At 68.7% G+C, this 13,609-nt stretch carries 15 protein-coding genes; 4 read left to right on the plus strand and 11 right to left on the minus strand.

Annotation, left to right across the window (positions count from 1 at the left end):
* Positions 1-300 precede the first annotated feature (300 nt).
* The 8 genes from ESB00_RS18675 to ESB00_RS18710 all read right to left on the minus strand — a co-directional run bounded on the left by ESB00_RS18675 (position 301) and on the right by ESB00_RS18710 (position 8,084).
* Positions 301-1,560 (minus strand): hypothetical protein, encoded by a 1,260-nt coding sequence (locus ESB00_RS18675; protein WP_129049675.1) that lies wholly within the window; start codon positions 1,558-1,560, stop codon positions 301-303.
* Between the two features lie 7 nt (positions 1,561-1,567).
* Entirely contained in the window at positions 1,568-2,776 is a 1,209-nt protein-coding gene (locus tag ESB00_RS18680) for a hypothetical protein (RefSeq protein WP_129049677.1), read from the minus strand.
* 65 nt (positions 2,777-2,841) lie between these two features.
* Positions 2,842-4,242, minus strand: a complete 1,401-nt coding sequence (locus tag ESB00_RS18685; protein WP_129049678.1) for a tetratricopeptide repeat protein — start codon at positions 4,240-4,242, stop codon at positions 2,842-2,844.
* Between the two features lie 2 nt (positions 4,243-4,244).
* Positions 4,245-4,982 carry a TonB family protein gene (locus ESB00_RS18690; RefSeq protein WP_129049680.1) on the minus strand — a complete coding sequence of 246 codons (738 nt, stop codon included), beginning with the start codon at positions 4,980-4,982 and terminating at the stop codon, positions 4,245-4,247.
* Positions 4,983-4,984: 2 nt separating this feature from the next.
* Positions 4,985-5,398 (minus strand): ExbD/TolR family protein, encoded by a 414-nt coding sequence (locus ESB00_RS18695; RefSeq protein ID WP_129049682.1) that lies wholly within the window; start codon positions 5,396-5,398, stop codon positions 4,985-4,987.
* On the minus strand, positions 5,395-5,877 hold the full coding sequence (locus ESB00_RS18700; RefSeq protein ID WP_218938790.1) for a MotA/TolQ/ExbB proton channel family protein: 483 nt from the start codon (positions 5,875-5,877) through the stop codon (positions 5,395-5,397). The genes ESB00_RS18695 and ESB00_RS18700 overlap by 4 nt, the downstream gene beginning before the upstream one ends.
* A complete protein-coding gene (locus ESB00_RS18705; protein WP_129049684.1) occupies positions 5,874-7,301 on the minus strand; it encodes a MotA/TolQ/ExbB proton channel family protein in 1,428 nt (475 codons plus the stop codon). Before ESB00_RS18705 ends, ESB00_RS18700 begins: the two co-directional genes overlap by 4 nt.
* A gap of 6 nt (positions 7,302-7,307) precedes the next feature.
* The gene (locus ESB00_RS18710) at positions 7,308-8,084 is read right to left on the minus strand and encodes a DUF3450 family protein (protein ID WP_129049686.1); all 777 of its coding nucleotides are present in this window, start codon (positions 8,082-8,084) and stop codon (positions 7,308-7,310) included.
* A gap of 202 nt (positions 8,085-8,286) precedes the next feature.
* On the opposite strand from ESB00_RS18710, the gene ESB00_RS18715 reads away from it, so the two are divergent.
* Complete coding sequence (locus tag ESB00_RS18715; RefSeq protein ID WP_129049688.1) at positions 8,287-9,276, plus strand: aldo/keto reductase; 990 nt, start codon at positions 8,287-8,289, stop codon at positions 9,274-9,276.
* A 48-nt stretch (positions 9,277-9,324) separates the two neighbouring features.
* Here ESB00_RS18715 and ESB00_RS18720 read toward each other — a convergent pair whose 3' ends face one another.
* Complete coding sequence (locus ESB00_RS18720) at positions 9,325-9,792, minus strand: hypothetical protein (RefSeq protein WP_129049690.1); 468 nt, start codon at positions 9,790-9,792, stop codon at positions 9,325-9,327.
* Between the two features lie 162 nt (positions 9,793-9,954).
* Between ESB00_RS18720 and ESB00_RS18725 the strand changes: the two genes are divergently transcribed.
* A complete protein-coding gene (locus ESB00_RS18725) occupies positions 9,955-10,335 on the plus strand; it encodes a hypothetical protein (RefSeq protein WP_129049692.1) in 381 nt (126 codons plus the stop codon).
* A gap of 1 nt (position 10,336) precedes the next feature.
* On the opposite strand, the gene ESB00_RS18730 is transcribed toward ESB00_RS18725, so the two are convergent.
* Complete coding sequence (locus ESB00_RS18730; RefSeq protein WP_129049694.1) at positions 10,337-10,597, minus strand: hypothetical protein; 261 nt, start codon at positions 10,595-10,597, stop codon at positions 10,337-10,339.
* Positions 10,598-10,716: 119 nt separating this feature from the next.
* Here ESB00_RS18730 and ESB00_RS18735 point away from each other — a divergent pair, with 119 nt between their 5' ends.
* Positions 10,717-12,042 (plus strand): hypothetical protein, encoded by a 1,326-nt coding sequence (locus tag ESB00_RS18735; RefSeq protein ID WP_129049696.1) that lies wholly within the window; start codon positions 10,717-10,719, stop codon positions 12,040-12,042.
* Between the two features lie 82 nt (positions 12,043-12,124).
* On the opposite strand, the gene ESB00_RS18740 is transcribed toward ESB00_RS18735, so the two are convergent.
* Positions 12,125-12,325, minus strand: coding sequence for a SlyX family protein (locus ESB00_RS18740; protein ID WP_129049698.1), 201 nt, complete (start codon positions 12,323-12,325; stop codon positions 12,125-12,127).
* A 52-nt stretch (positions 12,326-12,377) separates the two neighbouring features.
* Between ESB00_RS18740 and ESB00_RS18745 the strand changes: the two genes are divergently transcribed.
* A complete protein-coding gene (locus ESB00_RS18745) occupies positions 12,378-13,604 on the plus strand; it encodes an alkaline phosphatase family protein (RefSeq protein WP_164976315.1) in 1,227 nt (408 codons plus the stop codon).
* Positions 13,605-13,609 lie beyond the last annotated feature (5 nt).

A 13,609-nucleotide genomic window follows, 5' to 3' on the forward strand; every position in this document is an offset into this window, starting at 1 on the left:
GCGAAGATCGCGGAGGACGCGGAGCAAAAAGCTTGGGGATTCACCTCCGTGTCCTCCGCGTTTCAAATGCATTTTTGGGATTCAGGCCTTAGTCATCGTGCGACCGGCCGAGCAGTCGGGGCGATGCGATTGATGCAGCCAGGGTGTAGCCGGGTTTGAGCCGTAGGCGAAAGCGTGGTCAGGGAACGCCCACGTTGTCGCTGCGCTCCAACGCGGCTACTTTTTCATTCTAGCCGCCCTGGCTGGATTGCTTCGTCTCCCGCGGAAGCGGGAGACTCGCAATGACGGTCCGGGCTGAAATCAAATCTCGCCGACGCGGACGCGGGCCACGCCCTCGACGGGCTGGCCCTTGACCAGCGCGGGCTTGAAGAAGGCCTCGGCCACGACGGCGCGGGCGGCGGCATCGTCGATCTTCAGGCTGCAGCTCTCGTCGGCGAACAGGTCGAGCAGGGAGCCGTCCGGCGCGATCCGCGCGTAGTAGGTGCGGTTCATCTGGTCGAGCGTGAGCTCCTTGAGGCGCTCGCGCGGCAGGGTGCCGGGCACGACGAGCGCCGGGGCGGTCTTGCCTTTGTTCGCGCCGATGTGCTCGATCACGAGATACTGCTGCGCCTCGCTGCGCGAAAGCTCCACGCGCTTGGAGGACTTGTTGGTCGCGACTTCCTTGCCGCGGTTGAAGATGTGCACCTCGCAGCCGAGATACTTGAAACCCTGCGGCATCCCGCCCTGGCGCACGCGGATATGTTTGGGATTGGACCCGATGCGGTCGATCGCCTCCGCGTGGATGAGCATGCCCTCCGTGCCCGGCTTGGCGTCGCGCTCCCGGAATTTGAACAGGATCACCATGTGCGGGTTGTCCAGCTCCACGGGGGAGGAGACCTTGAACGACACCTCGAAGGCGTCGTGATTGCCCTCGTCCAGCTCGAGGTTCATCTTGTGGACGTAGGCGGCCGTGTCGTATTGCTGGCTGAGCATGGCGTCGTTGGCCGCGGAGGCCTGCATCGCGCCGGCGTTGTACTCGGCCTGCGCCCCCTGCTGGGCGGCCACCACCATGGGGCGGCTCGCCGAACCCTCGGGCGTGTTGGACACGGCCAGGTTGGCCGCGCCGAGGCTGATCTCCGCCGCGATCATGCGGCCGTAGGCGAGATCCTGCACCGCGGCGGCGCCGCCCGCGGCGCCGGAGGCGGCAATCATCTTGCGCACCGGATCGTTGGCGGGCGTGTAGGCGGGGCCCGCATACAGGCCGTCGATCTTCACGGAAGTGTCCGCCAGCTTCAGGCTGTGGCTCACCTTGAGCCCGGTGCGACGGTTGCGAGTCGGCACAAAAAACTCCTTCTTGCCGATCTTGATCCGAAATTCGCTGCCTTCGACGTTCTCCACCCGGTAATACTTCTTGTCGCGCTGCACGGACAGGTCGGTGCCAAGGAAAAGCACGTAGGGCTTGTCCTCGGCCGGCTTCGCGCCCGGCGCGGGCTTGGCCCCGGCCCCGTGCAAATACGGGACCGTCAGGCACAGACCGATGAGGCCGAGGCGGAGCAGGGGGCAGGGTTGGGGCGTTCTCATGGCAGGTTCAGAGAGTCAGGTCCGCCAGGCGGACGCGCACGGTGCCGTCCATCGGCCGGCCGTTGGCCAGGGCGGGCTTGAAGAGGGCGCGGGCAAATGCCCCGGTCAGGGTCTCGTCGGCGAGCGGCAGACTGGCGCCTTCGTCGGCGAAGATGCCGATGACCTGCCCATCCTTGGCAACCCGGGCGAAGCAGACGCGGTTCAACCGGTCGGCATCCAGCAGCCTGCGGACCGAGGCGGAGAGGCTGCCGCTGACCGGCTGCGGCGGGAGCGTGGCGCCTTTGTTGGCCGCCAGATGCTCGATCAGCAAATACTGCCGGGCTTCGTCCGGGCTGAGTTCGACGCGCTTGGAGGACTCGCTGGTGGCGACCTCCCGGCCGCGGTTGAAGATGTGGACCTCGTGGCGCAGATATTTGAATCCGACCGGCAGGCCGCCCTCGCGGATGCGGACATATTTCGGCTCGGTCCCGATGGGATCGAGGCTCTTCGCGTGGATCAGCGTGCTGATCTCCCCCGGCTTGGCGCCCCGCGGGGTAAATTCCACCAGCACCACCATGTAGGGGTCGTCGAGCGGCTCGGGGGAGGAAATCTTGAAGGAAACATCCACCAGGTCGTAGTTGCCCTCGGCCAGCTCGAGCGCGAGGGCGTCGGCCATTTTGGGCGTGGAGCTGTAGTCCGAGCTGAGGTTGTGGCTGGCGACATCCAGCTGCCCCTGCTGGCGGGAGAGCTCGGTTTCGAGCTGCGCCTCGCGCTCCTTCCACTGAACCGCACCGTTTTTCACCTGTTCGAGCGTGGTGGTGATTTCCTTCACATTGTAGTCGGCCAACCCCTCGGCGGCGGCCGCCCCGGAGGCCGCGCCGCTGCGGGCGTTGAACTTGTGGCGCGGGTCCGCGGCCGGCGTGTATCCCGGCCCGCCCTGCAAATCGTCGAGCTGCACGGAAACCGGCGCCAGCTTGAGTTCACGCTGCACCTTCAGGTGGTTGGCCTGCAGGCGCGTCCGCACGAACCGTGGCTTGCCCCCGACGGTGATCACAAACTCGCTGCCATCCACATCTTCCACCGGGTAAAACTTTTTCCCCTGCTGAACGGAGAGGTCGGAGCCCATGAAGAGCACATATTTCCCCGGGGCGCCCGCGGTGGCCTCGGCGGCCGGCAGACCCGGGGCCAGGGCGAGGGCGGCGGCCACGGGCAGGAAGATAAAACGGCGGGGCAACATGGTGGGGCCGGGGGCTGGACAGCTTGGAAGCTAATCAAACCGGCCGGGCGAGTCAAACGACGGGGTCACGGCGCGGAGGACTCGGGGGCGTCCAAAAGCGTCCTCACCCGCGCGAGGTAGTCGGCCACCTCGTCGGTGTGCCGGAGACTGAGCGCTTTCTGCAGGTGGCCGACGCTGGCGGCGTAGTGGCGGCGGCGCAGCTCGAGGTTGGCCAGCTCCAGGCTGGCCCGGTAGGTGGAATCGGGCACGCGGGCCGCCGCCTCGAAGGCAAACACCGCCCGGTCATCCTCGCCCTCGCCGACATGCACGGCGCCCAGGGCGATCAACGCCGGGCCGTGCAGGGGATCCTCGGCCAGGATGACCTGGAGATCGCGTCGGGCGTCCGCCCACCGCTTCGCGTGGGTGGCGAGTTGGGCCTGGAGGAGCAGCTTGGTCGTGCGGCCGGAGGCACTGAGCGTGGCGGGCAGCGCCCGGAGCGCCGCCTCCGCGTCGGCGGGCCGGTTGGCTCCCACCAGCGTGCGCGCCAGCCGCAGCAGCCGCTCCTCGCCGGCGGCGGGCTCGGGCTTGAGCAGCTTGGCGTAAATGGCGAGGGCCTCCGGGTGCAGCCCCTGCTCGGCGTAGAGATCACCCAGCAACGTGAGCTCCTCCGCCTGGGCCACGCCGGCCTCGGCGCAGAGTTCCAGCACGGCGATGGCCTCGAGCTTGCGCTGCCCGGTGAGCAGGACGTTGGCGAGGATGAGCCAGAAGCGGGCCTCGGTCGGCCGGGTCTTGATCAGCGTGCGGGCAATGGCCTCGGCTCGCTCCACCTGGCGGCCCTGGATGCAGATGCGCAACAGGCCCTCCTGCCAGTCGGCCGAGCCGGGCGCGCCGCTGAGCGCCTGCATGTAGGCAACCTCCGCCGCGATGGAGTTGCCCTCCTTCTCCAGGCTGTAGCCCAGCAGGCCGTAGGTGGTCGGGTCCCGGTCGCCGAGCGCGATGGAACGGGAAAACGCATTCACCGCGTCGGTAAAACGGTCGGTCGTGTAGTAGAGCACGCCCAGGTTGTTCCACGCGCGCAGGAAGGTCGGGTAGCGCTCCACCGCGCTCTTGTAGCTGGCCTCGGTCTTTGCGTTGTCCCCGGTGGCGTAGTAGGCGTTGCCGAGGATGAACTCGAAGGCCGGGCTCGGCTTCTCGCTGTCGTTCATCATGCCCTCGAGCAGGCGCAGCGCGAACGCGGGGTTGGTGCCGAGCATCGTGACCACCTTCTCGTAGAGCGCATATTCCTCGGCGGACATCTCGGGTTCGCGCTCGCGGAGGAAGCCGGACGACTCGTTGATGATGCGCTTCGGGTCGAGCGACGGCGGCCGGTCGCTGCCCAGCGCGCCGAGGGTGCCCAGCTGGGTGCGCTCGAGGATGTCGATGTCAGACTGGGCCGGCAGCAGGGCCGGCAGCAGCAGGAGCAGAAAGGGCGGGAAGCGGCGCAGCATGGTCAGTTCACGTCAAAGGGATTGCCGCCGCGCCACACCACGCGGACGTTCTGCTGGACGAGGCAGCGGACCTTGCGACCCTTCTTCATCGCCGGGGAAAAGACCCAGGCCTCGCGGACGTCGCGCAGGATGATCTCGTCGAAGTACTTGTTGCCCGAGCCCTGGAGCACCCGGAGGTTGCCGACGGTGCCGTTGGTCTCGATCAGGATGAGCACGGAGATGCGGAGGCTCTCGGCGTTGCCCCGGACCGCGGAGGGCACGTTGGGATTGGGCCGGGAGAGGACCGCGGGGCGCTGGTCCACCTCGTGCTGCTGGAAGATGCGGGAGAAGTCGCCGGTGATCTCGGTCTTGGGCTTGAACTCGGTGTGGAGGCGCGCCGGCTCGATCTTCGCCGCGGGCGCGGCGGTGCTGACCGGCATGAGCTGCGACAGGTCCGGCGGCACGACCGCGATGCGCACCGCGCTTTCGGAGGCGCCGATCTCCAGGCCGGCAAAGGGCGTGGCCGCCGTCTCGGCGGGGGCGGACTCCACCGGCCGCGGCGGCGGGGTGTCCATCGGCATCGACATGGCGCGCAACTCGGCGATCTCCGCCTCGGGCGCGGGCGGCTCGACCGCCTGGAAAAGCATGACGCCGATGAACAGCGCGAGCGTGAACGCGGCCCCGAGGGCGAGGCACAGCGCCTCCGTCAGAAACGCGACCGCGGGCCGCTCGTCCTGCAGGATGAAGGCGTCCGCCTGCATGGTCAGGGCCCCTCCGTCCGCGCGGTGGCGAACTGCACCTGCTTGATGCCGGCGCGCTTGGCCTCGGTGTAAACCTGCGCGAACACCCCGAGGCTCGAGGCCTGGTCGCCGCGCACGATGAGCGAGGGCGAGCGGCCCACCGCCGCCTGCTTGAGGACGGTGGCGACCTGGTCGGTGCGGATTTCCTGGCCGTCGAACCAGATGCGGTTGTCGGCGGCGATGGCGATGAGCAGGGCGTTCTGTTCGCTGCTGAGGGCCCCGACGACGTCGGGCTTCTGCACCTCGACGCCGGGGTCGTTCACGAAAGAGCTGCTGACCATCAGGAAAATCACCAGCACCATGATGCAGTCCACCATCGGCACCATGTCGATGTGCGTGGACTCGAAGCGATGCTGGCCGTGCGCGCGCCGGATCATGCGGCACCTCCCCGCCGGCCGGCCGCGCGATCCAGCCGGTTGACCGCCTGCACCTGGCTCTGGACCTCGCGGTGCGCGAGATAGACCAGCAGCATGGCGGGAATCGCCACCGTCAGGCCGGACTGCGTGGCCACGAGCACCTCCGAAATGCCGCCGGCCAGGCCCTCCATGGATTTTTCGCCCGCGATCGACAGGTTCTCAAAGGTCTTCTCCATGCCGCTGACCGTGCCGAGCAGGCCGAGCAGCGGTGCGGCCGCGATCATCGGGCCGATCGCGGCGCGCTGCCGCCGGAAGGAGTCATGCGCCTCCGTCTGCAACCGGTGCCGGGCCGCCGGCGTGGCCGCGGCGCGCAGCGCCCGGCGGATGCGCCCGAGGGAGAGCAGCAGCCGGAAACAGCGGGCGTAGAGCAGAACCGAGAGGGTGATGATCACCGGCATCACCCAGCCTCCGCGCTCGATAAGTTCGACCAGGGCGTTCACCGGACCTCCCCGGCCGGCACCACGCCGCTCTGGGCGGTGCCCGCAGCCGTGACGAACTCGAGCGCCTGCCGCTCCAGCACCGCGAGGTGCTTGTTGATGCGGTGCGCCAGGAAACCGTGCACCACCAGCGAGGGGATGGCCACGGCGAGGCCCAGCTCGGTGGCTACGAGCACCTCGGAGATGCCGCTGGAAAGCTTCGCGGCGTTGCCGGTGCCGAACACCGTGATGAGCGTGAAGGTCTTCACCATGCCGACCACGGTGCCGAGCAGGCCCATGAGCGGCGCGGCGGTGGCGATGACCGCGAGCAGCGGCAGCCGGCGCTCGAAGTGCAGCCGCTGTCCCAGCAGCACGGCCTCGAGCCGCTCCTCCAGAATGTCCGCCGGGGAGTCGAGGTGCCGCAGGCCTTCCTCGAACAGCTCGCGGGTCGTGCGCCCGAGACCGGCCAGGGCCGCCTCCGCCTCGGGGCGGGAGCCACGGGCGACGGCCTGCAGAAACGCGGCGGTCCGCGCCGAGGTGTCCACCCGCATCATCGCCACGTCCCAGAACTTGTGCAGCATGAGGAGCAGGGCGACCACGCCCACGCCCACGATGACCCAGGCAACCTTGCCGCCCTTGCTGATGTATTCGCCCGCGGATCCGGCGCTCTGCTGCAGGCGCAGGGCCTTGCCGCCGGTCGGATCGGCCGGCATCGAGCCCAGTTGGCCGCTGAAAAAGGCCGCGCTCTCTGCCGCCGGCCAGGCCGGTTGCGGATAATAGACCGGCTGGCGGGAACCTTCCCGCATGCGTACCAGGCCGGCCGGTCCGCCGCCCTTCGGGGCGAAGAACACCTCGGGACCGGCGAAGGCCAGCGTGCCCTCCTCGAGGCGGTTGTCGCCCGCGTTGAGCGCCGGCGCGTCCCGCAGCTGGCCGCCCAGCACCCGTTCGGTGCGGGCGAGCATGAAGTCGGCGATGTCCAACGCCACGACCGCCCCGGTGCCGGTGGCGGCGGACGCGTCGAGTTTATCCTGCAGCTGCAACAGGTCGTCCCCGACGAAGGCCTGCTCGCCCGGGGGCAGTCCGGTGGCGAACGCTTTCAGCGCATCCCCGGCCAGCGTGGTCACGTAGGCGGTGGTCTTGCGCTGTTCCTCGATGTCGCGGATCAGGCGGCGCTTGGTGCTCGTGGCGTTTTCCCGGTCGGTGTCCAGGCGGACGATTTCGCGTTCGAACGCGATGATGCTGTCCTCGGCGGCCCGCAGTTCCTTGAGCAGGGGGGATTTCTCGCGGGCGATGCGCTCCCGCGCGCGGTTGAGCTCATCGGCGGCCTGCTGGAGTCGTGTTGTGTAGTGGGTGGCGGCGCGCTTGAGCGCCTCATCGAAATTCTCCGCCGCCGCGGCCGTGGTGGCCAGCAGGCCGGCGAGCAGGAGGAAAAAGGCGCGTGCTTTCATGGGCGATCAGCGGGCCGCGTCCAGTTTTGCGGGCACCGGGATGAGCCGCGGGTCGGCTTCATCGCGCCGGACCGCCAGCAGTTCCGCCACCGCCGGCGCCGCGCCCGCGAGCAGCTCCCAGCGCCAGCCGTCCGGACCGGGCGCTCCGAGCCAGGCCTTGGCGCCCGCGCGATCCAGCGCGTAGCCGTGGCTGAGGCCCCAGTAAATGACCTCCACGGATTTCGCCGCCGGCTCGCCGGGCAGGGTGAGGACCTCCTCGCCGTGGGTGATGTCCATGTTGAACTGCGCGCAGCGGTTCAGCACCGTCATCACCAGCTGCATGCGCTCGCCGGGGCTCAGCTCCTTGCCCGCGAGGCTGCGATAGGACATCTCCAGGGCTTCGGCCAGCCGCGGCGGGAGCTTGGGGCGCAGCGCCTGCACCTTGTCCGCCAGGGCCAGCAACCGCTGCTCGGTGGACACGAGCGTCTGCCGGGCTTCGGTGAGCTTGGTGTTGAGCGAGGCCTGTTCGGTGCGTTCATCCGCCGTGGCGGCGAGCAGGTGGTCGCGTTTCTCCTTGAGCCGCTCCCCCCGCTCCTTGAGCGCGGTCAGGGTGGACTCGAGCAGCACCCGGTCCTGCTCCCAGTCCTTTTCCAGACGGACGGTCTCGGCGCGGGTCTTGACCCACTCGGAGGCGGTCTTGCCGACTTCCTCAATGGGATCCGCGGCGCGGGACGAAACCAAGGGCAAGGCCCAGCCCAGCAGCAGGAAGCCGCAGGCCGCGCGGGGGAGAAGGGGTGTGCGCATGTTGACCACGAAACACCGCACGGCGAAGCGCGGGTGCCGGGGGGGGAGAGGTGAAAGCACCGCCAGAGGATTGGCCGACGCGTCTCGTGTCAATTTTGAACCCCCACCCAGCTCGTCGCACGTTAGAACAGAAGCGGCACACCAGCCCGCGCCGGCCGACTATCGGTTTTCCTTTCGGCCGCTTTCGTGCATCCGTGCTGGCATGCAATCCCGCCCCTTCGGCCGGCACGGCCTCAACTGCTCGGAGATCGGATTCGGTGCGTGGGCCATCGGCTCGCATTGGGGTGCACAAAGCGACGCCGACTCGCTCGCCGCGCTCCACCGCGCGCTGGACCTCGGGTGCAACTTCATCGACACGGCGGCCGGCTACGGCAACGGCCACAGCGAGAAAATCATCGCGCGCGTGCTGCGCGAGCGCGCCGCCGCCGGGAAGCAGGAGCGCGTCTTCGTCGCCACGAAGACCCCGCCGGCCGACGGCATCTGGCCGCCCTCGCCCTACTGCCGGGCGGAGGAGCGCTACTCCGAGGCCTGGCTGCGCGCCAATGTTGCCACCCGCCTCGCCAACCTCGGCGTGCAGAAACTCGACCTGCTCCAGCTCCACACCTGGACGCGCGCCTGGAACCGGAACCCGACGCCGTTCAAGGTCCTCCGCCAGCTCCAACGCGAGGGCCTCCTCGGCCTGATCGGCGTCTCCACCCCCGAGCAGGACCAGAACAGCGTGATCGACCTCATGCGCGGCGGCTGGGTGGATGCGGTGCAGGTGATCTACAACCTGTTCGAACAGGAACCCGCCGCCGAACTGCTCGACGTGGCGCGCGAGTGCGGCGTCGCCATCATCGTGCGCGTGGCCTTCGACGAGGGCGTGCTGACCGGCAAGTTCACCGCCGACACGAAGTTCGCGCCCGACGATTTCCGCGCCCGCTACTTCGAAGGCGACCGTCTGGCCCGCGCCGTGGCCCACGCCGACGAGATCAAAAAGGACCTCGTGGGCACCGGCTACACCCTGCCGCAGGCCGCGCTCAAGTGGGTGCTCGCCCACCCCGCCGTCTCCACCGTCATCCCGGGCATCCGCAGCGTGGCCCAGGCCGAGGCCAACTGCGGCGTGAGCGACCTGCCGGCCATGCCGGCGGCCCTCGTGGAGAAACTCCGCCGCCACAACTGGCGCCGGGGGGTCTGGTATGGCGGCAAGTGACTTCGCGCGCCGCGAAGTCACCCTGAGCCTGCCGAAGTGATCATGGCTTCACAGCCCCGGCGACAGTCCCACGACCACGCCCACGATGGCGCCATAGGCCACGTGACCGGCGAAGTGGCTGAGCCCGACCAGCAGGTCGGCCTCCTTGAATTCCTCCAGCGGGTGACGATCCGACACGACCCACACGAGCATGAGGCTCACGAGCAGGCCATGCAGCACGCCGGCACCGAGCCCGAGCATCAGCGAGAGCGGCATCCGCGTGAGTCCCAGCGTGATCATGAGCAGCGTGTAAACGAGCGCGAAGCCGAGCGCGGCCGTCGCATGCACGACCAGACCGACACGGTAGGCGTTGTCCCGCGACTTGGTCAGCAGGCTGCCGAGCGCGAGGATCATGTCGCCGCGGGCGAGGCCGGCTTTGGCGATCAGCCACATTGCGCCTTCCATCGCGAGACCGCCAAAGACACCGGCGACCAGCGCCGTGCCGAGATAGTTCACCAGAAACATCGCCAGGTTCATGGGATTTCCAGAGGTTGGGTTTTGACCGGCGGGAAGCGCGTGGAACGCCGCCCTCAACGGAGGAAATTATGTCCCGGCCGGCCGGCATTGCCACCCTCAATTTGCCGCAACCCGGGGCTGGTCTTTTCCCGCGCCCCGGAGTAACTCCCGGCCTGTTCCCGCATGAACTTCAACCCCTTCGCCCTGCTCGCGCCGCTGTTCCTGCTGTTTGAGGTCTGGCAGCTGGTCGTCAGCGAGCGCTACATGGGCGTGAAACAGATCCGCGTGAACGCCGACCCGCGCACCCTGCCGATGGCCGGCTGGATGGCCGCCGTCTGGGCGGGCGGCCTGCTGGTGTATTTCAGCTGGATGATGACGCTGCTGATCCACCCCGTCGGCCGCGCGCAGGGCGTGGTGCTGATCGCCATCACCGGACTGGGCTACGCGGTCCGCACGACCTGCGGGTTGAAATGGGTGCTCGTCGTGCTGACCTTCGAGGGCGCCGTGCGCATCGGCATGCTCGTCTCGCTCTTCGCCAGCTCCTGGCGGCGGATGATGCTCTGACTCAGGCGCGCGGCGCCGGGCCGGGCTTGGACTCCACGAAGAACTGCTGCGCCGCGGTGAGCAGCTTCGCATACTGGCCGTAGTCGCCGGCCCAGGAGTTGGGCACGCACACGCGCTTGATCACGCCCGAGCCGACCTTGTCGGGCGCCTCGTGGTCGGGCGTCAGCTCGAGGGTGAACTTCGGGTCGTGCGTGTGCACCACGTAGTGCCGCTCGAGCCCGCGGCGTTCCCGATCAATCCGCACAAAGTGGGAGTAATTCATCGGCTGTGCCCGGAGTCTGCCCGGCCGACCGGCCGGCGCAAGACCCGACTCGCCCCGGGATTTCTGCCTTGAGAAACCGGCTTCGTCCGACGAAAAGGAGCGTGCGCGCGACTCACCCTATGAATCTCGACCCCGCTCCCCGTCAGCCCAAACTGGTTTACCTCGCGATCGATGCCGGCCTGCTGATCACCGCCTTCATCATCGTTTTTTTCGCCAAGGATCCCTACGCCCCCCTGCCTTTCGTCAGCGCCGTGCTCTGCGTGGTGCTCGCCGCGATCATCGGGCTCGTCCCCTTCCTCACCGACTACGCCGCCGATTCCGCGGAGTACGTGCAGGCCGAGCGCGGCCGCGTGACCGACCAGGTGCAGCGGCTGCACGCCGCGGCGGAGAGCCTCAACCGCGCCGCCGCCCAGATCAAGGCGGTCGAGGAAGCCGTCCACAAGACCGCCCACGCCGCCGAGAACCTGCCCTACCGCATGCAGGAGAAGCTTGCGGAGTTCAACGAGGCCCTCGCCGAGAAGGAAACGGAGGACCGCGACGCCCTCGAGCGCGAACTCGACGAGCTGCGCGCCGCCAACTCCGCCAATCTCAAGGGCGTGGCCGACAAGATCGCCAAGGTCGCCACCGAGCTGGCCGCGCTCGAGAAGGACGCGCGCACGCACGTCACCTCCGCCCAGAGCGCCACGGCCCTGGCCGCCGACCGGCTGCAGACCGCCGCGCAGGATGCCGCCACGAAAGTTCACGCCCAGCTGAGTGACGCCCTCGCCAAACTTGACGCCCGCATCGCCGACTTGCGCCAGGCCGCCGCGGCCGCCCCCGTCGCCCACCCTGTCGCACCGCCGGCCAGCGAATCCGCCATCATCGAGCCGCCGGCGCCCGCGGTTGAATTGCCCAAGTCCGAGCCGGCCCCGGTCGAGACCCCGATCGCCGCGCCCGCTCCGGTCATCGAGTCGGTGACGCTCACCGAGACGGCCGCCGCGCCCAGCGAGGAACCCAAACCCAAAAAGCCGCGGGCGCCGCGCAAATCGAAACCGGAGGAGATGCTCGCCTCCATGTCGGCGGAGCCGGCCCCGGTCGAGCCCGTGACCGCCGCCCCCTCGGAGGCAGCCCCCGCCCCGCTCGCCAGCGAGGAACCAGCCTCGGTGGTCGAGGAAGCCCCCGCCAAGGCCGAGTCCTCCGCCTCCTCCGACGGCGCCACCCGCCTGCTCGTCACCGCCTACATCGGCATCGGCAACAAGCTTTTCATCCGCGGTGAGGGTCCCGGCCTGAGCTGGGACAAGGGCGTGCCCATGCAGTTCGTCTCCATCGGCAAATGGGGCTGGGCCTCGCACGAGGCCACCGGCCCGGTGAAGTGCAAACTCTACAAGAACGACGAAACCGCCGCCCTCTCCGGCGAGGTGTCCATCGAGCCGGGCAAGCACGTCGAGGTCTCGGCGCTGTTTTGAACGCTCTCTTTCGTTGTAGGGTCGGCGCTTGCGCCGACCTCGCGCACAAGGTCGTTGCAAGCAACGACCCTACAAAAACGCCTCAATAATGCGGCGGCCTTTCGTCCGTCGGCTCGGGGGCGGTGCCGCCGGATGAATCGCGCGCGCGCAGCACGCCCAGCTCGGCCCGGAGGCGCGCCACTTCCTCGGTGAGCTCGAGCATGACCTTGTCCTGTTCCGCCTGATGGCGTTGCAGGTGCGCGTAGCGCTCCTCCAGCCGGGTCAGTCGTTCCGCATCGTCCATGCCCGGAACATGCAGGTTGCGAGGGAGCAGACAAACCCTAGTTTCCCGCTTCATGCGTCGTCTCCTCCTGCTGCCTCTGCTGACCGTGTGGCTCGGCCTGGTCTCGTGCCAGTCGCCGCAACGCAGCGCGGGAGACGGACCGCTGATCGTGATCTCCCTCGACGGTTTCCGCTGGGACTATCTGGACAAGCATCCCGCGCCGACCCTGCGCCGGCTGGCGGCCGCCGGGGTGCACGCCCGCCGGCTCACGCCGAGCTATCCTGCCCGCACTTTTCCCAACCACTACACCCTGGTGACCGGCCTCCGGCCCGAGCACCACGGCATCGTGAACAATCAGTTCCATGATCCCGCGCTCGGGGCGGACTTTGGCAAGACCAGCACGGCCCCCGCGTGGTGGAATGGCGGCGAACCGGTCTGGGTGACGGCCGAAAGCCAGGGGCGGCGGGCCGCGACCTACATGTGGCCGGGCGGGGAGGCGGAGATCCGCGGCCGGCGACCCTCCGAGCACATACCCTTCAGCAAGACCCCCACGGAGTCGGAACGGGTGGATGCCGTGCTGGCCTGGCTGGCCCGGCCGGTGACAGAGCGCCCCCGCTTGTGCCTGCTCTACTTCGACGCCGTGGATATCATGGGCCACAACCACGGTCCGGAAGCCCCTGAAACCGCGGCAGCCGTGCAACAGGTGGACGCCGCCCTCGCGCGTCTGCTCACCGGCTTGGAGAAACTGGGCCTGGGTGACACCACCAACCTCGTGGTGGTGTCGGACCACGGCCTGGCCGAGACCAGCCCCGAGCGGGTCGTGTTTTTCGACGACCTGCTCGACCTGTCGCTCGTCACCGTCGAAGCCAACGGCCCGCATGGTGGCGTGCGCCCCAAGCCCGGGGTCAACGCGGCCGCCTTGGTTGCTGCCATCCGGGCCAAGGCCCCGCCGCAAGTGCAGGTTTATCTCCGCGAGGAACTGCCCGCCCGGCTCCACTACCGCGCGAGCGAGCGAATCCCGCCGATACTTTTTGTCCTGCAACCGGGCTGGTGCATCGAAGCCAGGACCGGCTGGGCGATGTTCAAGGCCTTCTACAACCGCGGCAATCACGGCTGGGATCCGGCCACCCCCAAAATGGGCGCGCTGTTCATCGCCCACGGACCTGCGTTTCGCCGCCAGGTGACGCTTGCGAACGCCGAGAACGTGGACGTTTACAACCTGCTCTGCGCCGTCCTCGGCCTCACGCCCGCCGCCAACGACGGCGGCGATACGCTGGCCCGCGCCGCGCTGCGCCGCTGAGCGCG

Origin of the sequence: Oleiharenicola lentus, from assembly GCF_004118375.1 — a bacterium.
GTDB classification, from domain to species: domain Bacteria; phylum Verrucomicrobiota; class Verrucomicrobiia; order Opitutales; family Opitutaceae; genus Lacunisphaera; species Lacunisphaera lenta.